Annotated in this window: 23 protein-coding genes; 13 read left to right on the top strand and 10 right to left on the bottom strand. The window is 35.7% G+C overall.

Translation table 11 applies throughout. From position 1 onward, the window contains the following. Window position 1 precedes the first annotated feature (1 nt). Together HCJ50_RS07710 and HCJ50_RS07705 are read right to left on the bottom strand one after the other, a co-directional pair. Window positions 2-2,008, bottom strand: a complete 2,007-nt coding sequence (locus HCJ50_RS07710) for a BglG family transcription antiterminator (RefSeq protein ID WP_185346115.1) — start codon at window positions 2,006-2,008, stop codon at window positions 2-4. Between the two features lie 199 nt (window positions 2,009-2,207). Beyond that, the gene (locus tag HCJ50_RS07705) at window positions 2,208-3,653 is read right to left on the bottom strand and encodes an aminotransferase-like domain-containing protein (protein WP_185346113.1); all 1,446 of its coding nucleotides are present in this window, start codon (window positions 3,651-3,653) and stop codon (window positions 2,208-2,210) included. 123 nt (window positions 3,654-3,776) lie between these two features. On the opposite strand from HCJ50_RS07705, the gene pdxS reads away from it, so the two are divergent. Both pdxS and pdxT read left to right on the top strand, forming a co-directional pair. Next, the gene (gene pdxS, locus HCJ50_RS07700; protein WP_185346111.1) at window positions 3,777-4,664 is read left to right on the top strand and encodes a pyridoxal 5'-phosphate synthase lyase subunit PdxS; all 888 of its coding nucleotides are present in this window, start codon (window positions 3,777-3,779) and stop codon (window positions 4,662-4,664) included. A 1-nt stretch (window position 4,665) separates the two neighbouring features. Continuing rightward, the gene (gene pdxT / locus HCJ50_RS07695) at window positions 4,666-5,232 is read left to right on the top strand and encodes a pyridoxal 5'-phosphate synthase glutaminase subunit PdxT (protein ID WP_185346109.1); all 567 of its coding nucleotides are present in this window, start codon (window positions 4,666-4,668) and stop codon (window positions 5,230-5,232) included. A 41-nt stretch (window positions 5,233-5,273) separates the two neighbouring features. Here pdxT and pta read toward each other — a convergent pair whose 3' ends face one another. Next, a complete protein-coding gene (gene pta / locus HCJ50_RS07690) occupies window positions 5,274-6,251 on the bottom strand; it encodes a phosphate acetyltransferase (protein WP_185346107.1) in 978 nt (325 codons plus the stop codon). Between the two features lie 319 nt (window positions 6,252-6,570). Between pta and HCJ50_RS07685 the strand changes: the two genes are divergently transcribed. Genes HCJ50_RS07685 through HCJ50_RS07675 form a run of 3 tightly spaced genes read left to right on the top strand, consistent with a single transcriptional unit; the run spans window position 6,571 to window position 8,977 of the window. Beyond that, on the top strand, window positions 6,571-6,798 hold the full coding sequence (locus tag HCJ50_RS07685) for a FeoA family protein (protein ID WP_185346105.1): 228 nt from the start codon (window positions 6,571-6,573) through the stop codon (window positions 6,796-6,798). After that, complete coding sequence (gene feoB, locus HCJ50_RS07680) at window positions 6,795-8,789, top strand: ferrous iron transport protein B (protein WP_185346103.1); 1,995 nt, start codon at window positions 6,795-6,797, stop codon at window positions 8,787-8,789. Before HCJ50_RS07685 ends, feoB begins: the two co-directional genes overlap by 4 nt. Before the next feature lie 14 nt (window positions 8,790-8,803). Next, a complete protein-coding gene (locus HCJ50_RS07675) occupies window positions 8,804-8,977 on the top strand; it encodes a FeoB-associated Cys-rich membrane protein (RefSeq protein ID WP_185346101.1) in 174 nt (57 codons plus the stop codon). Between the two features lie 37 nt (window positions 8,978-9,014). Here the strand turns inward: HCJ50_RS07675 and HCJ50_RS07670 are convergent, their stop codons facing one another. Then, window positions 9,015-9,863: a metallophosphoesterase gene (locus HCJ50_RS07670; protein WP_185346099.1), complete on the bottom strand. Its 849-nt coding sequence runs from the start codon at window positions 9,861-9,863 to the stop codon at window positions 9,015-9,017. Between the two features lie 298 nt (window positions 9,864-10,161). Between HCJ50_RS07670 and HCJ50_RS07665 the strand changes: the two genes are divergently transcribed. From HCJ50_RS07665 to HCJ50_RS07655, 3 genes are read left to right on the top strand one after another with little or no spacing between them, the layout of a single operon-like run. Continuing rightward, a complete protein-coding gene (locus HCJ50_RS07665; protein WP_185346096.1) occupies window positions 10,162-10,920 on the top strand; it encodes a DeoR/GlpR family DNA-binding transcription regulator in 759 nt (252 codons plus the stop codon). An 8-nt stretch (window positions 10,921-10,928) separates the two neighbouring features. Further along, window positions 10,929-12,071 (top strand): N-acetylglucosamine-6-phosphate deacetylase, encoded by a 1,143-nt coding sequence (gene nagA, locus HCJ50_RS07660; protein ID WP_185346094.1) that lies wholly within the window; start codon window positions 10,929-10,931, stop codon window positions 12,069-12,071. A gap of 35 nt (window positions 12,072-12,106) precedes the next feature. Beyond that, complete coding sequence (locus HCJ50_RS07655) at window positions 12,107-12,916, top strand: alpha/beta fold hydrolase (protein WP_185346092.1); 810 nt, start codon at window positions 12,107-12,109, stop codon at window positions 12,914-12,916. A 114-nt stretch (window positions 12,917-13,030) separates the two neighbouring features. Here HCJ50_RS07655 and manA read toward each other — a convergent pair whose 3' ends face one another. Both manA and HCJ50_RS07645 read right to left on the bottom strand, forming a co-directional pair. Beyond that, the gene (gene manA / locus HCJ50_RS07650; protein ID WP_185346090.1) at window positions 13,031-13,987 is read right to left on the bottom strand and encodes a mannose-6-phosphate isomerase, class I; all 957 of its coding nucleotides are present in this window, start codon (window positions 13,985-13,987) and stop codon (window positions 13,031-13,033) included. Between the two features lie 80 nt (window positions 13,988-14,067). Beyond that, window positions 14,068-14,799, bottom strand: a complete 732-nt coding sequence (locus HCJ50_RS07645) for an NADPH-dependent oxidoreductase (RefSeq protein WP_185346088.1) — start codon at window positions 14,797-14,799, stop codon at window positions 14,068-14,070. 125 nt (window positions 14,800-14,924) lie between these two features. Here HCJ50_RS07645 and HCJ50_RS07640 point away from each other — a divergent pair, with 125 nt between their 5' ends. The 4 genes from HCJ50_RS07640 (at window position 14,925) to HCJ50_RS07625 (ending at window position 18,898) form a co-directional block, all read left to right on the top strand. Then, a complete protein-coding gene (locus tag HCJ50_RS07640) occupies window positions 14,925-15,155 on the top strand; it encodes a helix-turn-helix domain-containing protein (RefSeq protein WP_185346086.1) in 231 nt (76 codons plus the stop codon). Between the two features lie 82 nt (window positions 15,156-15,237). Next, a complete protein-coding gene (gene hemQ / locus HCJ50_RS07635; RefSeq protein WP_185346084.1) occupies window positions 15,238-15,993 on the top strand; it encodes a hydrogen peroxide-dependent heme synthase in 756 nt (251 codons plus the stop codon). Between the two features lie 207 nt (window positions 15,994-16,200). Then, window positions 16,201-16,968 (top strand): ABC transporter ATP-binding protein, encoded by a 768-nt coding sequence (locus HCJ50_RS07630; protein WP_185346081.1) that lies wholly within the window; start codon window positions 16,201-16,203, stop codon window positions 16,966-16,968. Continuing rightward, window positions 16,955-18,898, top strand: coding sequence for an ABC transporter permease (locus HCJ50_RS07625; protein WP_185346079.1), 1,944 nt, complete (start codon window positions 16,955-16,957; stop codon window positions 18,896-18,898). Before HCJ50_RS07630 ends, HCJ50_RS07625 begins: the two co-directional genes overlap by 14 nt. A 106-nt stretch (window positions 18,899-19,004) precedes the next feature. Here the strand turns inward: HCJ50_RS07625 and HCJ50_RS07620 are convergent, their stop codons facing one another. After that, window positions 19,005-19,829: a hypothetical protein gene (locus HCJ50_RS07620; protein WP_185346077.1), complete on the bottom strand. Its 825-nt coding sequence runs from the start codon at window positions 19,827-19,829 to the stop codon at window positions 19,005-19,007. A gap of 61 nt (window positions 19,830-19,890) precedes the next feature. Between HCJ50_RS07620 and HCJ50_RS07615 the strand changes: the two genes are divergently transcribed. Beyond that, window positions 19,891-20,352, top strand: a complete 462-nt coding sequence (locus HCJ50_RS07615; protein WP_185346075.1) for a GNAT family N-acetyltransferase — start codon at window positions 19,891-19,893, stop codon at window positions 20,350-20,352. Window positions 20,353-20,386: 34 nt separating this feature from the next. Here HCJ50_RS07615 and glmM read toward each other — a convergent pair whose 3' ends face one another. The 3 genes from glmM to dacA all read right to left on the bottom strand — a co-directional run bounded on the left by glmM (window position 20,387) and on the right by dacA (window position 24,160). After that, entirely contained in the window at window positions 20,387-21,739 is a 1,353-nt protein-coding gene (gene glmM / locus HCJ50_RS07610) for a phosphoglucosamine mutase (RefSeq protein ID WP_185346073.1), read from the bottom strand. A gap of 235 nt (window positions 21,740-21,974) precedes the next feature. Continuing rightward, complete coding sequence (locus HCJ50_RS07605) at window positions 21,975-23,339, bottom strand: CdaR family protein (RefSeq protein WP_185346274.1); 1,365 nt, start codon at window positions 23,337-23,339, stop codon at window positions 21,975-21,977. Next, window positions 23,339-24,160: a diadenylate cyclase gene (gene dacA / locus HCJ50_RS07600; RefSeq protein ID WP_185346071.1), complete on the bottom strand. Its 822-nt coding sequence runs from the start codon at window positions 24,158-24,160 to the stop codon at window positions 23,339-23,341. Before dacA ends, HCJ50_RS07605 begins: the two co-directional genes overlap by 1 nt. Window positions 24,161-24,268 lie beyond the last annotated feature (108 nt).

The raw sequence follows: 24,268 nt of genomic DNA, 5'->3' as shown, positions 1-24,268 counted from the left end.
CTCACCCCCTTTCAAGGATTTCAACAATTTTTTGTTTATTAGTAGAAGCAACAATTTTTGTCAATTTTTCTGGTTGTAAAAATACTTCATTTAGTTTTAGTAACAATGGAATATGTTTATTTTGTTCGGATGGTGCGAGCGCAATCATCATTTTGACTAATTGTTTTCCTGGTGTTTTAGCAGCTGTTTTTAAAATCATTAACTGAATATCTTGCTTTATTACTCCTTGCGCTGGTTTTGCATGTGGTAAATAAACATTGGGACCGATCATCATTTGTTCATAATTTTGGTAGAATATTTCTTCGCATGTTCTGATGTAGCACAAGTCAACTGTTCCTCGCTCCAACATAGGGGCAAATGCCTTTTGAACCAATTCTTCCCAATTAGACTTATTCTCTAAAAAATGAATTTGGCCAGCTTCAATTTGTAGCTCTGCTGGTTCTTGTTTTTCCACCGCTATTTCTTTTTTGCTAAAAAAAGACTCTACTTTAGCTTGAACTAAACGAATATTTTCTTCGGGGATTTCATCTTTTAACATTGCGAGAAGTTCTTTTGTTTTTTTATGGCTATCCATTTCAATTGCTTTTTTTACTTGTTCTCGAAGAATCTGACGGCTTTCTTTGTTTAAAATGGAAGGAATAACAAAAATCGTCGCGTCACTTTGAACTGGTACGGTAGTGAAAATAAAATCAATATCTCTTGCAACCGTATTTAACTGTCTGACTGCATAAGCCCCTTGAAAATCAATATTCGGAAACATCATTTTTAAGTTTTCGAGTAGTAACTTTGAAATAGATGTTCCGCTTTTGCAAAGAACCACTGCCCGAAAAATAGGTTGTTCTGTTTCTTCTATCTGATACATCCACCCAAGTACAATCATTGAAAGATAAACGATTTCTTCCTCCGACCAAGCATGACCGACCAGCTTTTCAAACGGTTTTGAAGCTTTTTTTACAATATTAAATGTTGGGGTGTATTCATTTATAAACTGCTTTTTAAGTGGATTATTAATTTGAAAACCTAAAATTGTTCGATAAATCGCTGGTCGGACATGTAAAATCACTTTTTCTTTAAACTCGTTTTTCTTTACTATTTCGATGGCAAAGTACATTTCAAGTAAACGGATAAACTCATCAACCGCATAGGCAATTTCTTCACTGTCTGAGAAATGAAGTGCCGATTCGACTAAATTAGATGCAAGTACTTGCAACGATAAGTAAAGCAAGTCATTTTCACTTAAAAAATCATACCCCCAAAACATTTCCTTCATAATCGGGAATTCACGGGTGTTTTTAATGTCATACATCTCAATTTTAAAAGTCCATTTTTTTTCGGTAACTTTAGAACGTTTGATAATTCCATGAAGAATATAGGGTAACTCTTCTACCTGTTCATCCGTAAAAGTAATTTGCAGTTTGCTTTCTACTTTCTCTAGCCGTTTTTTTAGTAAATATGCTTCGTTTACAGTGATGATTTTCTTTTCATCAAGGACGAATTTACCATACGGTGTTTGGACTACTTCGCGAATTAGTTCAGCAAGCAAATTTCGAATAAGAAATTCAGATCCAGAAACTGCATAGCCATCTTTTCGTGAATAATCTAACTGGATTTCAAACTCATGCAAATTTTCTTTAATACTTTTAACATCTGTCAGCATTGTATTTTTACTTACATAGACGTACTCAGCAAGTGCTCCTAGTGACATATAATGATTATGCAGCAATAGTTTAATCATGATAAGTTTGCGCCTGATATTCACCTCGTAAAACGAAAATAACTGTTGCTCCTCAGCTGTTAAAAGTCGATAACATGCTTCCCTACATAAATCTGTGACAAAAATCATATCATGGTCAATTAATATTGGTTCTGACTTTAGTAGATGGTTTATTTGTGTAATTTGTTCGCTGATTACTTCTTTTGTTACTTTGAAGTTTTTAGAAACATTTCTAAGATTTACTTGCCGATTCAAGAGCAGATAAGTAATTAATTCCTTACAATTCTGTTCCATCTACTTTCCCCTCCCTTAACTTAATAGTAAATGATAACCCTTACATAAAAATGCTCATTCATCACAACTTATCTTTTAGCAGAAAGATTTATTTGTGATGATCCATTTTTGGGGCGTCCTTTTTATTATAGAATAGAAGATTTTAGAAGAATAGATAAAAAAAGTGCACTAAGGCTTTTAATCAGCTTTAGCGCACTTTTTATTGATGAAATAATTTATTTTCTATCACTATTTTTTTTATAATTTCCGCTACCTTGTTAGCCTCTTTTTCACCTAATCTAGCAAAGGTAATACGGATAATGGTTTCTTTTATACCAAATAAAAATCCTGGCATAATGAGTAAATTATTTTTCGCGAAAATATCGAAGTCACGAATTGAGCGAAACGCTACTGGCAAATGCACCCATAAATGAAAACCTCCCGCCGGTTTCAGATAGCTTAGTTCATTTGGCAAAACTGTTTCTAAAGCGTTGATCAAATAGTCCCTACGCTCTAATAAAATTTGCTGCAACTGCTTTAAATGCACATCATATTCAGCTGTATTTAAAACAGCATTTGCTAAAACTTGTGGAAAAATACTTAATCCAAAATCCATTTCATTTCTAGCAAGCGCTAGTCGTTCAATAACTGCAGCCGGACCGATTAACCAACCAATCCGCGTCGTCGAACCCATGATTTTTGAAAGTGAACCAATATATAAAACATTTTCCATATCCAATTGTTTAAGTGGAACTGGGATATTTTCATCTAATGCAGCAAGCTCCGAAAATGGATCATCTTCCACAATTGGGATTTGCAGATGAGCACAAACTTGCACGAGTTCCTTTCTTCTTTGCAGGCTCATTACTAGCCCAGTTGGGTTTTGGAAAGTTGGGTTGATAAACACCATTTTCACCCGATGTTTATGATATAAATCTTTTAATTCCGAAATAATTATGCCTTCTGAATCCATTGGTAAAGCGAAAATCCTTAGCCCGGCAGATTGAAATAATGATAAAGAGTAAAAGTATGAAGGGGATTCTATTGCAACAGCATCTCCAGGTTTTAATAAGCATTGTGTAATAAGAAATAAGGCTTGCTGGGCTCCAGACGTTATCAAAATTTGTTCTGGTCTAACATTTAAACCATACGATTCCTTCATTTGTTTTTCAATTGTCTCTCGAAGTGGCTGATAACCTGCCGCATCCTCTAACTGTTCTTCCGCAATAAATGACTGCCATGAGAGGCTTGGTGTTTTTAATTTTGGCGTCATTTCAAGTGGAAGTTCCCCGGTTGCTGCATCAAGCATCTTATCTGAGTGGTTTTTCTCCGTTATTCCAATTTGGCGCATATAAGGTACAGTTGGCGTAAAGCCTCCTTGCGTTAAATAATGGCGCCAATTCGTCGACTGCCCTGCAAAAAGTCCCCATTTTTCCGCATTTACAATAGTCCCGCTTCCTTGTTTTCTAACGATGACTGCACGTGCAGTTAATTCATCTAATGCACGCACAACTGTAGAGCGATTTACCCCAAACATCGAAGCAAGTTTTCTTTCAGGTGGTAATTTTTCTTCTGGCAAAAGTTCACCATTCATGATTTTCGTTTCAATTAAATCAACAATCTGCAAATAAATCGGTAACTTAGAAACTGAATTTAGCTGCCACATGCACTTTCCCCCTATTTAAAATTGGATGGTGAAATAAACATCCAATTGGCCGTTTATACGAAATGGGTTTTATCTTATCATAATAATCAGGTAATTTCAATTAAGTTGATGGAGGTTATTAATATGGAAAAAAAAGTTGGTACTGACAGAGTAAAACGCGGAATGGCGCAAATGCAAAAAGGCGGCGTCATTATGGATGTAGTAAATGCAGAACAAGCAAAAATTGCCGAAGATGCTGGTGCAGTTGCTGTTATGGCACTTGAACGTGTTCCTTCTGATATTCGCGCAGCTGGTGGAGTAGCTCGTATGGCTGACCCTCGTATTGTTGAAGAAGTTATGAATGCTGTTTCAATTCCTGTTATGGCAAAAGCACGTATTGGCCATATCACAGAAGCACGCGTTTTAGAAGCAATGGGTGTTGATTATATTGATGAAAGTGAAGTATTAACTCCTGCCGATGACGAATTCCATTTATTAAAATCTGATTTCACTGTTCCATTCGTTTGTGGCTGTCGTGATATTGGTGAAGCATTACGTCGAATTGGTGAAGGTGCTGCCATGCTTCGTACTAAAGGAGAACCCGGAACAGGTAATATTGTAGAAGCTGTACGTCATATGCGTCAAGTCAATGGCCAAATCCGCCAAATTGCAGGCATGACAGATGATGAGTTAATGGTTGCTGCGAAAAATTTTGGTGCGCCTTATGAACTAATTAAAGAAATTAAAACACTTGGTAAACTGCCTGTTGTTAATTTTGCTGCTGGTGGAATCGCTACTCCGGCTGATGCTGCTTTAATGATGGAACTCGGAGCAGATGGCGTATTTGTCGGTTCAGGAATCTTCAAATCAGATAATCCAGCTAAATTTGCTAACGCTATTGTCCAAGCAACTACTTATTATACTGACTATGAATTAATCGGAAAACTTTCAAAAGAACTAGGCTCTCCGATGAAAGGAATCGAAATATCCCGCCTAAATCCAGAAGATCGCATGCAAGATCGGAGTTTTTAAGATGAAAACAATTGGTGTTCTTGCAATTCAAGGAGCGGTGGATGAACATGTTCGCATGATTGAATCCGCTGGTGCTCTTGCAAAAAAAGTAAAGCATGCAGATGATTTAGCTGGACTAGATGGACTTATTTTGCCTGGCGGAGAAAGTACAACGATGCGCAAAATAATGAAGCATTATCATTTAATGGAGCCTATTCAAGCATTCGCTAAAGAAGGGAAAGCTATTTTTGGCACTTGTGCTGGACTTGTCCTCTTATCTAAGGAAACGCAAAGTGGTGAAGAAAGTTTAGGTTTACTGGATGCAGTATCTGTTCGAAATGGTTTTGGTCGTCAAAAAGAAAGTTTTGAAGCAGATTTATCTGTAGATGTTTTTGGGCCTACTCCCTTTGAAGCTATATTCATTCGTGCCCCCTACTTAGTATCTGCAACTAGTGATGTAACTATATTAGCAACAGTGGATGAAAAAATCGTTGCAGCTAGACAAGCTAATATTCTTGTAACAGCTTTCCACCCTGAATTAACGGATGATAATCGCTGGATGCGGTACTTTTTAGAAAAAATTGTATAAAAAAAGCAGTAGATTGTAGCGAATCTACTGCTTTTTGCTAATTATTTATTAACTGCTTGTGCTGCTGTAATTAATGTTAAGTTATAAACATCATCTGTATTACAACCACGAGATAAGTCATTAACAGGTGCGTTTAAGCCTTGTAAAATAGGACCAACAGCCTCAAAGTTTCCTAAACGTTGAGCAATTTTATAACCAATATTTCCTGCTTCTAAACTTGGGAAAATAAATACATTTGCATCACCTTTAATTACGGAACCAGGTGCTTTTTTCTCTGCAACAGTTGGAACAAAAGCCGCATCAAATTGGAATTCACCATCAAGTGTTAACGCTGGTGCTTTTTCTTTTGCAAGTATCGTTGCTTCTATTACTTTTTCTGTTTCATCAGATTTAGCGGAACCTTTAGTTGAGAAACTTAACATGGCAACACGCGGGTCAATGCCAAAAATTGCCGCTGTTTCTGCACTAACAATTGCATTTTCAGCCAAGTCTGCTGCAACTGGTGCGATATTGATTGCTACATCACTGAATAAATAGCGCTCTTCTCCACGAACCATAATCATTGCTCCAGCCACTTTACTTACGCCTGGTTTTGTTTTAATAATTTGCAGCGCTGGACGAACTGTATCGCCTGTTGAATGAGCTGCACCACTTACTAATCCTTCCGCTTTACCCGTGTATACTAGCATTGTTCCAAAATAATTTGGATCTGCAAGCATTTTACGAGCAGCTTCTTCTGTTGCTTTACCTTTACGACGTTCCACAAATGCAGCCACTAATTCATCAAAAAGTGGATCTGTTGCAGGTTCGTGAATAGCAATCCCTTCAATAGAAACACCGATTTCTTTTGCTACAGCTTCTACTTCACTTTTATTTCCAAGTAAAATTGGTGTAACAATATTTTCTTTTTTTAGACGTGCTGCAGCTCCAACAATACGTTCATCCGTACCTTCTGGAAGTACAATTCGCACATTTTTCCCAGTAACTTGTCCTTTAATCGTCGTAAATAAATCGCTCATGTGTTATTTTCCTCCATTAATATAAAATGTTATAGATACTATTTTACTATAAAAACAAGCAACTTGATAGGTAAAAACCAATTAAAAACAGCACTGCTACTTATTTCCGTGTATCAATACAGACGTAAAAAGGCATGATATTAAGAAAAACTCCCCTCTCTTTTTAAGAATTTTTTTACTGTTATATCATACTTTTTTGCCACTTACATAATTAAATCGAAAAAAAAGCTTCATATTAAAAGATATTCGTGATAAGATGAACATAGTTGATAATGATTATCATATTCATTACATAATTTAAAAGGAGGCCTGTTTGATTATGCAATTAAATGAAACTGCCGTCGGTGATAAAGTTCGCATTGCTGAGTTTAAACTAGAAAATTCCATGCTTAAACGCCGCTTACTTGCACTTGGTTGCGATGAGGGTTGTGAAATTTGTATCAAACAAAAAGGATTATTCGGCGGACCATGTACATTTGAGACAAAGGGACAATATATTAGTATTCGGCAATGTGATGCTTGTGCCATAATGGTGGAACGCAGATGAGTCAAAACACCTATTGTTTACTCGGAAACCCGAATACAGGAAAAACCTCTTTATTTAATGCACTAACTGGCTCCTATGAATATATTGGAAACTGGAGCGGAGTAACGGTTGAAAAGAAAGTCGGTACTTTACGTTCAAAAACGGGTAAACTAATTGATTTACCAGGGGTTTATGATTTAAATCCGATTTCCCGAGACGAGACAGTTGTTACACGTTTTTTATTAGAAGAAAAATTTGATTGTATGTTAAATATTGTCGATTCTTCGCAAATTGAGCGAAACTTAAATTTAACGATTCAATTACTTGAGTTTGGCGCGCCTGTTGTCATGGGCCTTAATATGATTGATGTTGCGACAGGACGCGGTATCCATTTAAACATCCAAAATCTTGCGAGAAAATTACGAATTCCCATTTTACCAGTCGTTGCTAGATCAGGTAAAGGTACAGATGATATTCTTACTACTTTATCTGAAAAACATGTAGCTCCAGCAATTCCCCTTGTTTTGCCATATGGAGATTTAGCGGAAAAAGCTATTAGTACCATTATGGAATTAACAAAAGGAGTTATCGCGCCTAAACAATCACGCTGGCTAGCAGTACAATTTCTTTCTAAAAATGAAGTTACCGAAGAATTTTTAGAAATGACTCCTAATTTCGAACAACTCATTACTATTCGAAACGAACTTGATAAAGCACTTGATGGCAATATAGAAAATCATTTCCATCAAATTCGTGCCAATTATATTCACGATATTTGTTTAACCGCAGTTGAATATACTCGCAATTCTGACACTCCTTTGTCTGATAAGCTAGATAGAATCTTCACCCATAAATTATTAGGAATCCCTCTTTTTTTAGGAATTATGTGGTTAATCTTTCAAATAACCTTTACTTGGGTTGGTGCTCCGCTATCAGATTTACTGGATGGTTTTATTGGCGGTACGTTCACTGACTGGGTAACTTCTGCTTTAACAACTATTGGTGCATCTGGCTTTATAATCGATTTGATTACAGACGGAATTATCGCAGGTGTTGGTGGAGTTCTCGTCTTTGTACCACAAATTCTTGTCATTTTCTTCTTTATATCAGTTTTAGAAGACTCTGGCTATATGGCGCGAATAGCTGTTGTTATGGACCGGATAATGGAGCTTTTCGGTCTAAATGGTAAAGCATTCATTCCAATGATTATCGGTTTTGGCTGTAATGTTCCGGGAATTATGGCGGCAAGATCCATTGAAGAATCAAAGGAACGAACACTAACCATACTCGTTTCACCTTTTATGTCTTGTTCCGCACGTCTTCCAGTTTATGCACTTTTTGTGGGCGTATTTTTTGAGAAATATCAAGCACTTGTTGTGTTGTCGCTTTATGTTATCGGTATTTTAATAGCCCTAATTGTTACTAAAATTCTTTCAAAAACATTACTTAAAAAAGATAATTCTGTTTTTGTTGTTGAACTTCCGCCTTATCGTCTTCCTTCTCTTAAGACTTTATGGCGTAGTACATGGGAAAAAGGAAAAGGATTTTTACGGAAAGCTGGAACATTTATTTTTGCTGGTTCCGTCGTTATTTGGTTACTTAATTATGCCGGACCATCTGGATTTGATGTCCCAATGGGTGAAAGTTTCCTAGCTATTATCGGTGGTATAATTGCACCTTTACTTGTTCCACTTGGTTTTGGAACTTGGCAAGCTGGTGCAACTCTTATTCCAGGATTTCTTGCAAAAGAAGTAGTTGTTTCAACGATGGCTATCATTTATACAGTTGGTGAAAGCTCCCTCGGAAGTGTGGTTAGTTCCTTTTATACGCCACTTTCCGCTTACTGTTTTATGCTCTTTATTCTACTGTATATTCCTTGTTTAGCAACCGTTGCCGCTATTCGAAAAGAAACAACTTCGTGGAAATGGACAGCCTTTTCTGTAGTCTATCCACTTGTCACTGCATATGTAATTGTCTTTCTTGTATATCAGATTGGAAGTCTATTCGTTTAAGGAGGCTCTTTAGGATGAGTATTATCGTTAATTTACTACTAGGTGGCGCCATTTTTGGTTATACTGTCTATGCAATTATTAAATTTATTAAGCGTAGTAAAGAAGGAAAGTGTGGCGGTTGCGAATTGGAAAAAGCATGTAACTGCGAAACTGAAGAACATACAAACTTGGATCATATATTTAAATAAAAGAAAGAGCTGAACGGAAATCATTCGGCTCTTTCTTCTATTTAGGACGTATTATCACTTCCACTATTTCATACGGATTTCCTAACCTAGGAAAGGCCTTTTGATGAAAACTTCCTGCTCCAAGCCCTGCGGAAATAATCATCTTCTTGCCATTTTTCGTATGTTCTCCGTAAACATATTTTGGTAATATTAAGCGTTGAGGTCCTGGCGCAATAGCCCCTATATTAGTGTAAGGAATCCGAATAATTCCACCATGCGTATGTCCACTTAAGGTTAAATTAAAATCACTTGCAACATATAACTCAAAATAATCTGGCATATGCGATAGCAATACTTGATAATAAGCAGGATCTTGTTGCTTTTTAATCTCTGCTAATCCCTCTTCGTAATAGGGATAATCGAACGTTAACTTCGCACTACTACGCAAACCAGACATTTGAAATTTTTGACCATTTACGTCAATTGTTGCGGTTTTATCTTCTAGGTTAATGACACCCGCTTCTTTCAAAAAAAGCTTGTAGTCATCTTCATAAGCATCCTTAACATCATATTCATGATTTCCCGGCGAAAAATACACAGGGGCAATTTTGGTTAATTGCTTTACTAATGACTTGGGAACACTATCACCTTGCTCATCAAAGAGATCTCCAGTAATCGCAATTACATCTGGCTTCAATTCTTCCACCTTTGCTACAAGTTTACTATTATTTTCACCAAACTCACTAAAATGCAAATCAGATAATTGTACCAGCTTTATTTCTTTTTCGATTTTAGTGGATGTAACATCATATTGCTTTACAGTCAACCGCGTTCCAGCAAACCACCCCACAACAAGTAAGGCAATCATCACACCCAATATAATAACCAACTTTATCTTCCTCGTCATTTTTTCACCTCTACGTTGCTGTTTCGATTTATTTTTATTGACTTTCCTTTTTTAAATGCCCCTATCAAACACAATTACTTTCATTATAACCCACATTAAGTTGTGACTCAAAATGAACAAAATTTGAAGCAAGTATTAAAACCTTCTAGAGTTAACCTTTTTGGGGAATCCGCTTTATGTGAAGCTAGGTGTAAAAAATACCGGATTGACATAAGCTTAATATAGTATATAATAAAATTATAAATACTTATAAAAAATATAAAAAAACTTAAAATAGATTATAATAGGTGGCGATATTATGAACCAAAAAGAAAGAATACTTGAAGAACTGAAGTTGCTAGAGAGCCAGAAAACTATTTCTCAGGAAGAACTCATGCGCATTTTTTCCATTTCAAAAGATACAGCTCGACGTGATATTGTAAAACTAGTCGAAAGTGGTTTGGCTGAACGCTATCCAGGTGGTGTGTCACAACCAATTTTAAAACCACAAATAGAAAGCTATACAAATAGGTTAGTTCAACAGAGTAAACAAAAACAGGGAATCGCTTATGCAGCTGGTAAATTAATAAAAAATCATATGACAATCTATTTAGATGTTTCAACCACAGTTAATTTTTTGGCTTCAGACCTTGAGCAAAATGATTTAGTAGTAGTGACTAATTCTATGGATAATGCAATATCCGCATCTCAGAAAGAAAATAATAAAGTATACCTGCTCGGTGGCTTTTTCCACTTCCATTCGCGCGTGCTATCCGGTGAGCCCGTTTTAGATCAACTCAAACAATTTAATTTTGATTTTGCTTTTATTGGAGGGACAGGAATAACGGAAGCAGGTGTCTTTTACTCAGAACTTACAGATGTTTACATGAAACAAGAGATTATCAGAAATTCCGAAAAAGTATACTTATTAATGGATACTACCAAAGTTAATAAAAAGACTGCATTTAAAATTGATTTTTCTGGAATTGATGGCGTAATAACAGATGAGCCATTACCAAAAAATTTAATGCAGCACCTTATTTCTAAAGAAGTGGAAGTTATATCATTGAAAGGATAGTGAAAGTAATGACAATGATCAAAAACGTGAAAGTTTATCAGAAAAATGACGTAATGGATGTAACTGTTATTATAGAAAAAAATATAATAAAAGAAGTTTTACCGAGCGATAAATTTGCTCCTGAAAATTATTCAGAAGAGCAAATTTTTGATGGAAAGGGCCAACTGCTGATTCCAGGAATGATTGACGTTCATATTCATGGAGCTAATAATTACAATATGATGGATGGTTCAACAGAAAGCATTCAAGCCGTTTCTATGGCATGTGCAGAAACAGGATGTACTAGCTTTTTAGTTACATCGGTTAGTTCCTCTTTGGAAGACTTAATTCAAATGATTAAGCAAACAAAAAAAGTGATTGGAAAAGAGAAAGGCGCAAAAATTGCAGGAATTCATTTGGAAGGCCCCTACCTTAATATAGAAAAAAAAGGTATGCAAAACCCAGCATATTTAAGGCATCCTGATTTAAATGAAATGATACAAATTTTTGATGAAGCAGACGGTTTAATTAAAATGGTAACTATTGCTCCGGAATTGCCTGGTGGTATTGAACTAATTGAATTCTTGAAAAAAAGAGGTGTCGTTGTTGCAATTGCGCACTCCAATGCAACTTATGAAGAGGCACAGAATGCTTTTGAAAAAGGGGCAAGCCACATTACTCACTGCTTCAATGCAATGCCGACAATCCATCATAGATCACCCGGACTCGTTACAGCAGCTTTAGAAAACGATTCGATTAGTGTTCAAACAATTGTAGACGGCGTACACCTTCACCCTGGAATTGTGCGTCTCATTCATAAAATTAAAGGACCAGATAAAGTCGTTCTTACTACTGACGCCCTTCAAGCTATGGGAGTTGGCGATGGCACGTATATTTTTGGCGGTCACCAAGTAACTGTCAAGGAAGGAATAGCACGCTTAGAAGACGGAACCTTAGCTTCAAGTACCGTGACGATGAATAAATCTTTACGGTTAAGTACGGAGTTTGGTATTAACTTGCAAGATTCTATTCAAATGGCAACAAGTACGCCAGCAACTATTTTAGGAATGGAAAATTTGGGCCAAATTGAAGAAGGTTATATGGCTGACTTAGTTTTACTTGATAACAAATTTGAGGTTCTATGTACATGGATTAATGGTGAAAAATACTGAACCAATATGACTATCAGAGGAGTGGATTATAAAACATGCCATTTTTTAAACACGAAGGAATTGACTTTAACTATGAAATACAAGGAGAGGGCATACCACTTTTGTTTCTTCATGGATTAGGTGATAATTTAGAATTTGCTTTTGAAACATTTAATAAAGACGAAAAAATTCAATTAATTTCAATGGATCAAAGAGGTCATGGGAAAAGCGGACATGACTCTAAAAAACTTAGCTACGATAGATTGGCAAGTGATGCTTTAGCGTTAATGGATTATTTAGGGATACAGCATTTTTATGTCGGTGGATTATCTATGGGCGCTGGTGTTGCATTGAATTTAGCAGTTCATGAGACAAATAGAGTGACGGGGTTGATATTACTTAGGAGTTCTGCGACAGATGAGCCGATGAAAAAAGAAGTGATAGAATGGTTTAGAATAGTAAGTAACTATTTGCCGAAAAAAAACGGACAACAGTTATTTGAACAGGATCCGATATTTCAATCTATAAAAGATACCTACCCTAAAGCAATTGATACTTTTGAGCGATATTTTGAAGATAAGGCCTCTGTTCATTACTATAAAAAATTTATTGATATACCTAAAGATAGTCCGATAAAAAACAAAAGTGAACTAACTAATTTAACTATTCCAGTCCTTATACTTTCCAATAAGCATGATGTGATTCATCCGATTGAATATAGTTTGTTTTATGAACGATATATTGAAAATTCCAGTTATTTTGAGCTCACGCCTAAGACAGTTGATGCAGAGAAACATAAATTGGAAATAGATACCTATATTAAAACCTTTATTATAGGTATCCAAAAAACGGTGTATAAAAGTTAGTATAGCCGTGCGCAAAACTATATTTTAGTTGTACTCTCATAAAGAAATGAATAAGCAGAAATCTTCTATATTCCACTTTAGAAATGGCTTTATACAATGATTTCTGCTTGTATTTTATTTTACAGGAGGATTAGAAACTATCGCTGTAATTTTGCCAGTTATTGCCCAAGTTTTCACTTCATTTGGTAAAATAAAATGGTCACCTTTTTTTATAGTTTGGTCTTTACCATCAATTGTAACTACTGCTTCTCCATCTAAAATACTTACTAATGTGTACGGCGCTTTGGCTGTAAATTCAGCCGTACCATCCACTTCCCACTTGAAGACACTAAAGAAATCATTGGAAACAAAAGTGGTTTCTGTCAAACCGCCACGTGTTTCGGTTTGGATATCTAGTTTCGCATCCACATGGGGAGCAGTTGTTACGTCGATTGCTTTATCTAAGTGCAATTCGCGCAAGTTTCCTTCTGCATCTTTACGATCATAATCATATACACGATAAGTTGTATCAGAGCTTTGTTGTGTTTCAAGCACTAATGTCCCTGTACCCAGTGCATGAATCGTACCACTAGGAACATAATAAAATTCACCCGGTTTAATCGCCACTTTGCGAAGTAATTTATCCCATTCACCATTTTTTGCCCAGCTAGCAAATTCTTCCTTACTAGCAGCTTTATGCCCATAAATTAATTCCGCACCAGGAGCGCAGTCAATAATATACCAACATTCCGTTTTGCCAAGTTCACCATTTTCGTGCGTTTTTGCATATTCATCATTCGGATGCACTTGTACAGAAAGGTCTGTATTTGCATCTAAAATTTTAGTTAGTAGAGGAAACACTTCTTCTGTTGGATTCCCAAAAAGTGCCGGATTTTCTTGCCACAATTCAGCTAGTGTTTTCCCTTTAAATTCTCCATTTTTAATTACGGAAGGTCCATTTGGATGAGCGGAAATCGCCCAGTCTTCCCCGGTTGTATCGGACGGAATATCATAGCTAAAGTAATCGTGTAATTTTGTTCCACCCCAAATTCGGTCTTGAAAAACAGGGTTTAAAAATAATGCTTCTGTCATTATCAACTTACCTCCATTCCAGCTTTTTCTGCTGGTTTTTATCAACTAAAAGTATATACTATTAACCGCGAAGATGCCAGTTATTTTCCGCCCAAAAAGCCTCTTTCTTTGATTTGTTCGGTTAAATTTGGATAGTATGGTTTATCATAAAATTTCGCTAATCGCTCTGTAAAAGAAACAAAACCTTCTCGTTCTGAAAATGGAATGATTTCCTTATCATAGGCTTCTAGTAATGGCATAACATCCGTTTGGTATGTTTCTTCAAAATAAACAGCTTCTTTTGGTAATCTTGGTTTTACTGGGGCTTCGACATCTGGAACACCAATACAAAGTCCAACTACGGGCATAACAAATTCGGGTAAATTAAGGAATTCAGAAGTTGCAGTGATATTCCTTCTTAATCCACCAATACAAATTGTGCCATAGTCAAGCGATTCAGCAGCAGTTAGCGCATTTTGCATGCTTAGACCAATGTCTGTTGCCGCAACCATTAGCAAATCTTCCTCACCAGAAATCTGGAAACTTTTCCCATGCATCTCACTAGCAATTTTCACTCGATAAAAATCTGCTAAAAAGCATAGAAACACAGAACATTCAGCTATGTATGGTTGATTACCGCAAAGTTCTGCCATTTTATTTTTGCGCGCTTGATCTTTTATTGCAATAATTGAATAGTGCTGTCCATTAATCCAAGAAGGAGCGCTTTGAGCTGCACGGATAATTGCATCCAACTTTTCCTCAGGTATCGTTACGTCCTTTTTATATTTACGAAATGAGCGATGATTTCTAAGCAACGTTAAAACCTCATTCATATTTCTACCTCCTAATTTTTAATTTCATTAGTTAAAGTATAGCTTGTTTTTAAGCAATTGTTAATGTTTTCCCTTGTATTTTCACGAGATATTTTCTAAACTTAAAAAGAAAGAGGTGAAAAGGTGTGCGCCAACAACAAATTGACTTTAAATGGTTAGAAGAAAATTTCCTCACCGCAAATGAAGCAGCAGCGTTTTTAGGTATTTCAAAACAAGCGCTCCTTTCCCTAGCAAAACGTAATGTTCTCCCCTATACGAAGAAAGGCAACATGATTCTCTTTCACCGAATAGACATTGAACTTCGCTTAGAAAATCAACAAAGTTTGCGTAAAAAATATCGTCCATTTGAAATCTAGATTCACAAACAGCGAAACAGACGAACATAGTCTGATATGGTACACTTTAGTTAGTGATATTATAAACAAGGAGTGATACATAGTGAATGAAGCAGTAAAAACATTAGATGGTTGGTTTTGTCTTCATGATTTTCGTTCGATAGATTGGGCGGCTTGGCGTGAATTAAATCCAACTAACCAAGAACTAATGTTAAATGAATTAAGCCATTTTTTAAGTGATATGGAAATTACCAAAAATATTGGTGAAGGGGAACACACGATTTATAGCATTCTAGGTCAAAAAGCAGATCTTGTCTTTTTCACCTTACGAGATTCCCTTGAGTCTTTAAATGAAGTCGAAAATCAGTTCAATAAACTAGCCATTGCGGATTATTTATTACCAACCTATTCGTATATATCGGTTGTGGAATTAAGTAATTATCTTGCTTCTCATATGGCAGGTGACGAAGATCCTTACCAAAATAAAGGTGTTCGTGCAAGACTATATCCGGCTCTTCCGCCTAAAAAGCATATTTGTTTTTATCCAATGAGTAAAAAACGTGACGGTGCGGATAACTGGTATATGCTCCCAATGGAGGAACGTCAAAAACTTATCCGTGATCATGGGATGATTGGTCGTACCTATGCAGGTAAAGTACAACAAATCATTGGCGGCTCGATTGGTTTTGATGACTACGAATGGGGTGTCACTTTATTTTCTGACGATGCACTTGAATTTAAACGCATTGTTACTGAAATGCGTTTTGATGAAGCAAGTGCTAGATATGCAGAATTTGGCTCATTCTTTATCGGAAACCTATTACCTTCAGAAGAACTATCTAAACTATTTACCATTTAATAAGTAAAAACCGGAATTCCTAGTAACAAATCTATGTTGTAACGCAGATTTGGTTACGGGAATTCCGGTTTTTTTATTTCACTAAACTAACAATTTTGTAAGGATAATTATTATAATTGTCATTTGAGACGATGGAATCAAGCAATTTTTAACGTTAGAATAATACATATACTTATTAGAAGTTAGTTTATTTAAGGAGCGAAAACAATGGAAACAGTTTTACAAGCAAAAAATGTTCGAAAAATTTATGGAATTAAAGGCAATGTCTATACTGCTCTTGAAAACATCAGTATTGATATTAAAAAAGGGGAATTCACAGGTATTATGGGTCCTTCTGGTGCCGGAAAATCCACACTTTTAAATGTATTATCCACGATTGATAAACCTACATCTGGTGAGATTATGATTTCCGGGCAAGAACTGGAAAATATGGATGAACAGCAAATGTCTATGTTCCGCCGCAATAAATTAGGGTTTATTTTTCAAGATTACAACTTACTGGATACACTTACTATTCGTGAAAATATAATTTTACCACTTGCACTTGCCAAACGACCTGTAAAAGAAATTGATGCCAAACTTGCTGTTATTGGCGAAAAATTTGGTATCACAGAAATTCTTGATAAATATCCAAATGAAGTCTCCGGAGGTCAAAAACAACGTACTGCAGCATCCAGAGCAATCATTACTTCCCCAAGTCTGATTTTTGCCGATGAGCCAACAGGTGCACTTGATTCAAAATCAGCTAGCAACCTATTAGAAAGTTTGCGGGATTTAAACGAACAAGATGAGGCAACAATTATGATGGTAACCCATGATGCTTTTGCAGCAAGTTTCTGTAAACGAATTTTATTTATTAAAGATGGCGAATTATATACTGAAATCTACCGTGGAAGCAAAACACGTAAGGAGTTCTTCCAAAAAATTCTTAATGTGCTTGCTAAACTGGGAGGCGACACAGATGACGTTATTTGATTTAGCGAAAAAAAATATTCGCCATAATTTTGTTCATTACTTTTTATATTTTGCCTCGATGATTTTTAGTATTATGATTTATTTTACCTTTCTCGTACTCTCAAAAGATCCATCTGTAGTAGAACGAATTGATAAATCGACCAAATTATCCACTGCTTTTTCCACTTCTTCGGTGATTTTGCTTATTTTTGTAGCGATTTTCATTCTATACTCCAATAATTTCTTCACTAGAAAACGTAAAAAAGAAGTTGGACTTTATTCCTTACTTGGTTTACGAAAAAAAGAAATAGGTCGAATGTTGTTTTATGAAAATTTCTTAATGGGTCTTGGCGCCCTAGTAATTGGTATCTTAGCAGGTACTCTGCTTTCCAAAATTTTTGTTACTATATTACTGAAGCTAATTAATATTGAAAACATCGGTGGTTTTGCTTTCTCGTGGGAAGCTGTCATTCAAACTAGTATCGTCTTCCTAATCATCACCTTGTTTACATCCTTCTCAGGTTACCGAATTATCTATCGCACAACATTAATAGATTTATTCCATTCTGAGGCAAAACGCGAAAAAAGCCCCAAACCATCGTTCATTTTAGCATTACTTTCGCTATTATTTATCGCGCTCGGTTATACAATCGCTGGGCAACCACTTGATGCAAAGGGATCCATCTGGATAAAACTTGGACTGCCAATTGGTGCGCTAATTATTTTAGGTTCAGTTATTGTAGGAACAGCTCTTTTTATTACGTTCTTCCTGCCTTATCTACTTACAAAATTGCGAAATAATAAGAAACTTTTTTATAAAGGAAGCAATATTATTTCCACATCACAATTAACATTCCGAATTTCGTCAAATGCTAAAACATTGATTGTTATTTCTATTCTTAGTGCCACAACGCTTTCTGTTATTGGTACAATTAGCAGTATTTACTATCAAGCAAATAGTTCAGCCAGCACGACAGCTCCATCCAGTTTTGAATATATTATTCCAAAAGATACATCTACCAATAAAAAAATCATCCAAACAGCTGGTAGTGATTCAGACCATCCAATCGAGTCCAAACAACAAAGTACGTACTACATTGTTCCAGCAAAAGAAACAAACCCCGATTTTATTGAATATAGCGTAAATGAAGGCTTCCCTGTTATTTCAGAATCTGATTATAATGCACTTGTTAAAAATCAAGGAAATAACGAAAATGCTGTGCAGTTAAAAGAAAACCAAGCTCAAATGGTTCTTTCATTTATGTATGATGATCGCTCCAAAGAAGAAATGATCGGAGAAAAATATCATTTAATCGCAGCAGGAAGCCCAACAGTTCAAATTAAATCTGTCGTGCAAGACTCACCACTTGGAACGGTTCCTGGGCTACTTGTTTTGGCCGATAGTCAGGTAGAGAAAATCGCCGCAGACAAAAATATTCAACCTGTAAATCTTGAATCCATTTCCATTAAAAATGCCAAAAGCGCCAAAGAATTGAATGAAAAAATGCAAGCAGTCACACCAAAAGATAGTATGTTACTTTCATATAACGCTACTTATCAAGAAATCATTACTGTTACAGGCGTACTTCTTTTCATAGGAATGTTCATTGGCTTCGTCTTCCTAGCAGCGACAGGAAGTATCATTTACTTTAAACAATTAACAGAAGCTTATAATGATATTGGTACTTTTGATATTCTGCAAAAAATCGGACTTAATCGTAAAGACATTCGAAAAACACTTGCTAAACAGTTACTAGTTGTTTTCTTAATCCCACTAGCAATCGGCATTTTGCATAGTAGCTTTGCGCTAGTTGGACTTTCGCATATGTTGCTTTTAGATTTAACAATGCCCGTAATTATTTCCACAGGAATCTACACGTTAATGTATATTGTCTATTACTTCCTTACGCTAAATAGTTATACCAATATCGTTGTAGGGAAAAAACAATAAACCCAAATTATTTTTAAAAGAAAAACAAGCAGAAATCTTATATATTCCATAAAAATGGTTTTATATAAGGTTTCTGCTTGTTATTTTAATACTAGATTTAATCGTATTATTTTTTAGCAATATAAGCAAATATGCTAGAAATAAGCGCCGAAGCCCCCATCAGAAATTGCATACCAAATACTTGGCGTTCATTGTTTCCAAATGTAATAGATAGATTATCTTTTGCAAAATCAATCCAATTATTCACAGATAAGTAATTCGTAAATAAAATAAATGAGGCTCCTAGCAATATCCCAATCAACAAATAAGAAACTTTTCGCCATGAAAGAATAGTTACCATGATAAATATGATAGCCATAAAACAAGCAAAATACGCATCTAAAGGCATTGTAAATAAATAGCCTTCTTTTATACTATCGGAATGAAGTTGTTTAAAAATAATCGTCGCTGCAAATACGGCGGTTACTGCCCCGATAAGCGAAAAAAAGCCAGCTGCATAACGCCATTTTGTTTTCCAATTTTGATCCGTTAGCCCTTCTCGTTTAGGCATTTTAGATGTCATAATTAACAAGATTAAAACTAAAATTCCCGCAATAAATAGGATGGTTCCTGACCATTCAAAGGGAGCATTCTTTTTAATTTCAGCTAAGATTCTAATTTGATAGTAATATACCGAAAAACCTTGAAACAGAATAAAACAAACGGTCAAAATAACACTACCAAGCCAAAATTTTTCATTCCTAATTAAACAAAATCCGAAAATAAAAAAACCTAAACCAAATAATAATATTACCCAATAATTCCAAACAAAAATAAAATTATTTTCTTCCGCACTAAAATAACCTACTATTACACTGACAAAACTATATAACTGTGTCACACCAAGTGCAACTAGCAAACTACCACAAACGCCTCTTAATTTATCAGGCAATTTGCCCACTTCCCTTCCTATTTTTCATTTACCATGTTAACCTAAAATCGAGGTGATAAAAATGAACTGGAAAATCTGGGACAAAAGCCAGCCAGTACCACTTGAACTCCTTCTTGAAGCTGATCCTAGCGAAATCCAAATCAAGAAATATCTGGAAAAATCTATTGTCTTTGAATGGCAAAATTCCGAAAAAACTATTGGGGTAATCTGTCTTTTACCATTAAACAAGCATCAACTAGAAATCATGAATATAGCAGTTCTTCAACCTTTTCAAAATAAAGGGATTGGAAAAAAGCTATTAGAAAAAGCTTTCGATTTTGCAAAAAGTCATCATTTTTCTGAAGTTATCGTCAAAACTGGAAATTCGAGTATTAATCAGCTAGCATTCTATCAAAAAAATGGTTTTCGAATGCAACAAATTATACCGGATTATTTTTCCGACCACTACCCTGAACAAGTTATTATCGAAAATGATATTCCTTGTTTAGATCAAATCATTTTACTAAAACTAGTAAAATCCTGATGACAAATATCATCAGGATTTTTTGTTTTCTCGTTTAGTCGTTAAGTGCCATTTCCGCGCGGACAACAGCTGAAATACGTTCGCAGTATTCATCTGTTTCATCTTTTGAAGCAGCTTCTACCATGACTCTTACAAGTGGTTCTGTTCCAGATGGGCGAACTAGAACACGACCGTTACCTGCCATTTCAGCTTCTACTTCACTAATTACTTTGCTAACTTGCGGGTTGTCTGTTACATGATTTTTATCACTAACCCGGATGTTTTCTAATTTTTGCGGGAATGTTTTCATTTCAGAAGCCAGTTCTGATAATTTTTTCCCAGTTGCTTTCATTACATTTATTAATTGAATTCCGGAAAGAAGTCCATCCCCTGTTGTATTATGATCTAGGAAAATAATGTGACCTGATTGTTCTCCACCAAGATTATAATTACCTTCACGCATCGCCTCAACTACGTAACGATCCCCAACAGCTGTTTGTACATCTTCAATGTTAAGCTCTTTTAACCCCTTATAAAAACCTAGATTACTCATTACAGTAGAAACGATTGTATTACTATTTAATAAACCTTGTTCGCGTAAATACTTCGCACAGATAAACATTATTTTGTCACCATCAACAATTTGGCCGATTTCATCAATAGCAATTACTCGGTCTCCGTCTCCATCAAATGCTAAACCAACATCTGCTTTCTTATCCAAAACAAATGCAGCTAAGGCTTCTGGATGTGTAGAACCAACGCCATCATTGATATTAAGCCCATTTGGAGAAGCTCCCATAGAACTAATATCAGCATCTAAGTCTGCAAATAAATGTGTTGCAAGTCCAGAAGTTGCTCCATTAGCGCAATCTAAAGCGATATGATAGCCATTAAAATCATTTTCAATTGTTTGCTTTAAGTATTGAATATATTTTTGCTTTCCTTCAAAGTAATCGCTAACCGTTCCTAAACCTTCTCCACTTGGGCGAGGTAATGTATCTTCTGCCGTATCAAGAAGCTGTTCAATCTCTTCTTCTTGGTCATCAGAAAGTTTAAAACCATCTGAACCGAAAAATTTAATTCCATTATCGTCTACTGGATTATGACTAGCTGAAATCATTACACTAGCGGATGCTCCTTGTGCTTTTGTTAGATACGCTACTCCTGGAGTTGAGATTACTCCTAAACGCATTACTTCTATACCAACTGAAACAAGTCCAGCGATTAAAGCAGATTCAAGCATTTCTCCTGAGATTCGTGTGTCACGCGCAACAAGCACACGTGGATGTTCTCCTACATGACGAGTTAAAACATAACCTCCCATTCGTCCTAATCGAAAAGCTAGTTCTGGTGTTAATTCTGAGTTTGCTACCCCTCTAACTCCATCCGTACCAAAATATTTACCCATTTTATTACTCTCCTTCTAAGTCATTCATTATCTAAATGATTTTTGTTTGTTGTTTTAGTTTTATTTTTTCCTAATTCTGGTTTTATCTACTTTCTTTCAACCATATACCTGTTATTATACCTTTTTTAAGAAAAAATTTCATCCTTCTGCAATAAAGTGTTGTTAATTCTCATTCTTTTCTATGTAAAAATATAAAATAAGGAGTACGAGAATCTAAATCCCATACTCCTTATTTTTATGTGTTCTTGGATGGAACGGTATTCTGTGCTTCTTTTTCCTTAATAATAAAATCTGCTGATATTGGATTAACTTTATAAGCAACATTATCTGGTAAACCGTTCACTTCCAGCGGAGTCGAGAAGTCCCCAGCATTTCCTTTACTTAAGTTAGCGATAACACTTAAATCTTTTGCTACGATACTATCCACCGTTTTTTTCTCACCAGTAATAGTTACAGTAACTTTACCATTTGCAGGTGTAACCATTTGTGCGTCCAATGTATTTTTTAGTCCGCTCATATACACTTGCATATCCGAGAATGATTTAGATACTTTAGATTCTTTTGTGTCTGTATCTTCTGAGTCATTGGTAGTTGTATCATTTGATTCAGGTTCTTGATTGTTTTCTGTGCTGTTTGTATCGCCACTTGCTTCAGACTTTTTTATAGTTTTTATTTTAACCTCTATTGTCGTTGGTTGGACGGATTTGGCTCCAGTTGGAACTGGGACCGTCACTTCTTTTACAGTATCGGCTTTTATTTTTGTTACATCAATTGGGATTTCAATTTCTTTTATTTTATCAAGGACCGTATCATCCCCCACCACAACCACTTCTGACTTATCAGGAGTTATGCTGGAGATTTCAATATCACTCTCTGGTGTTCCTTCTTGATTGATTTTAATCGGAACAGATTTCCCAACTTTCTCAACAGGGACGGTAACTTCTACTTCTTGCGGACTTACTTCCACATCGAGTTTATTTAAGTTACTATCAAAAACGGAAACGGTAGCATTATCGGTGAATTCTGATTTATGCTTCCCATCACTTTCTAAGGTTGCCTTGACATAAGCGATTTGTTCAATCGTGTCTTTTGCTCCAGTAATTGATACTTTTTTAGGATCAACAACGGGTGTACCAGCTTCATATCCATCCGCAATGACTGATTTACTTAACTCTACATCTACAGAGAATTTCTTTGTTACTTTTTCTTGAACATTAACATTAACTGATACAGGGTCTACTTTTACTTTAAGACGATCAGAAATGTCTTTCACTTGTAGTTTAACTTCTTGGGTACCAATGGAGGCATTTCTTAAATCAGCATAAACAGTAAAATCTTGTTGCGCTTTAGCAGATTGGACAATGCTTCTTGGTCCAGAAATTGTTACAGTAACGGTTTCAGGAACCCCTGAAATATATAAATTAGTTTTATCATAATACACTTTTACTGGTACATTCTCGATTACTTCTGTGTCACTTGAAGCAGTGGTGGAGAGGCTTGTTGCGCTATTATTACTCGCATTAACTGATGTAAATAGGATAGCAGCAAGTAATAAAGCTATAATCCGAATCGACCATTTATTATTTAAAATTCGATCCATCATTCGCTTTGCCCTCCTTTCCATTTAGAAAAGATAGAAGGTTTTTTAGCTGTAACTGTCACTAGTTCTTTTAGAAGAATTTTATGTAACTCTTCTTCTGAAACATCACGGAAAAGTTCTCCGCCTTTTGTTAATGAAATTCCGCCTGTTTCTTCGGATACAACTATTGTGATACTATCTGTTACTTCACTAATTCCAAGTGCTGCTCTGTGTCGTGTTCCAAGTTCTTTGGACAAAAACGGACTATCAGAAAGCGGCAGATAACTCGCAGCCGATGCAATTTCATTTCCTTTAATTATAACGGCGCCATCATGAAGCGGCGTATTGGGAATAAAAATATTAATTAATAACTGAGAAGAAATTTTTGCGTTTAATGGAATGCCTGTTTCGATATAATCATCCATCCCCGTATCTCGTGCAACAGAGATTAATGCTCCGATACGACGTTTCGCCATATATTGGGTAGATTTTTCGATAGATTCGATTAGATGGTGTTGTTCACGCTCAATTCTTGAACCATAACGAGTAAAAATATTCCCTCGACCAAGCGTCTCTAAAGCACGGCGCAATTCTGGTTGGAAGATAATTATGATTGCAAGAAATCCCCAAGTAAGCATCTGATCCGTAATCCATTCTACTGTTTGGAGACCAAAAAATCCGCTTAATAGTTTTACTGCAATGATGATAAAAATACCTTTTAATAATTGAACTGCTTTTGTCCCTCGGATTAGCATGATCACTTTATAAATTACAAACCATACGACAAGAATATCTACAATGTTTGCTAGATAGTGCAATATCGACATATTGGAAAAATCCATCACTTCACCTCCGCGCCTTTTGTAAACCTTTTATGCTATTTTAGTAGTCATTTAATTGTTCACTTTCTTTATTATAGCATAAGAGCCCGGGTGGAAAAAGGAATCATC

The organism is Listeria immobilis (assembly GCF_014322765.1).
GTDB classification, from domain to species: Bacteria; Bacillota; Bacilli; order Lactobacillales; family Listeriaceae; genus Listeria; species Listeria immobilis.
This window is presented reverse-complemented; position numbering and strand designations above follow the sequence as displayed.

Coding starts and splice junctions, on each gene's coding strand:
- pdxT (WP_185346109.1), top strand. CDS start 4,666: ATGAAAACAATTGGTGTTCTTGCAATTCAAGGAGCGGTGGATGAACAT.
- nagA (WP_185346094.1), top strand. CDS start 10,929: ATGACAATGATCAAAAACGTGAAAGTTTATCAGAAAAATGACGTAATG.
- HCJ50_RS07705 (WP_185346113.1), bottom strand. CDS start 3,653: ATGTGGCAGCTAAATTCAGTTTCTAAGTTACCGATTTATTTGCAGATT.
- HCJ50_RS07630 (WP_185346081.1), top strand. CDS start 16,201: ATGGAAACAGTTTTACAAGCAAAAAATGTTCGAAAAATTTATGGAATT.
- pdxS (WP_185346111.1), top strand. CDS start 3,777: ATGGAAAAAAAAGTTGGTACTGACAGAGTAAAACGCGGAATGGCGCAA.
- HCJ50_RS07710 (WP_185346115.1), bottom strand. CDS start 2,008: ATGGAACAGAATTGTAAGGAATTAATTACTTATCTGCTCTTGAATCGG.
- HCJ50_RS07665 (WP_185346096.1), top strand. CDS start 10,162: ATGAACCAAAAAGAAAGAATACTTGAAGAACTGAAGTTGCTAGAGAGC.
- HCJ50_RS07645 (WP_185346088.1), bottom strand. CDS start 14,799: ATGAATGAGGTTTTAACGTTGCTTAGAAATCATCGCTCATTTCGTAAA.
- HCJ50_RS07670 (WP_185346099.1), bottom strand. CDS start 9,863: ATGACGAGGAAGATAAAGTTGGTTATTATATTGGGTGTGATGATTGCC.
- HCJ50_RS07685 (WP_185346105.1), top strand. CDS start 6,571: ATGCAATTAAATGAAACTGCCGTCGGTGATAAAGTTCGCATTGCTGAG.
- HCJ50_RS07625 (WP_185346079.1), top strand. CDS start 16,955: ATGACGTTATTTGATTTAGCGAAAAAAAATATTCGCCATAATTTTGTT.
- feoB (WP_185346103.1), top strand. CDS start 6,795: ATGAGTCAAAACACCTATTGTTTACTCGGAAACCCGAATACAGGAAAA.
- HCJ50_RS07615 (WP_185346075.1), top strand. CDS start 19,891: ATGAACTGGAAAATCTGGGACAAAAGCCAGCCAGTACCACTTGAACTC.
- glmM (WP_185346073.1), bottom strand. CDS start 21,739: ATGGGTAAATATTTTGGTACGGATGGAGTTAGAGGGGTAGCAAACTCA.
- HCJ50_RS07655 (WP_185346092.1), top strand. CDS start 12,107: ATGCCATTTTTTAAACACGAAGGAATTGACTTTAACTATGAAATACAA.
- HCJ50_RS07605 (WP_185346274.1), bottom strand. CDS start 23,339: ATGGATCGAATTTTAAATAATAAATGGTCGATTCGGATTATAGCTTTA.
- dacA (WP_185346071.1), bottom strand. CDS start 24,160: ATGGATTTTTCCAATATGTCGATATTGCACTATCTAGCAAACATTGTA.
- pta (WP_185346107.1), bottom strand. CDS start 6,251: ATGAGCGATTTATTTACGACGATTAAAGGACAAGTTACTGGGAAAAAT.
- HCJ50_RS07675 (WP_185346101.1), top strand. CDS start 8,804: ATGAGTATTATCGTTAATTTACTACTAGGTGGCGCCATTTTTGGTTAT.
- manA (WP_185346090.1), bottom strand. CDS start 13,987: ATGACAGAAGCATTATTTTTAAACCCTGTTTTTCAAGACCGAATTTGG.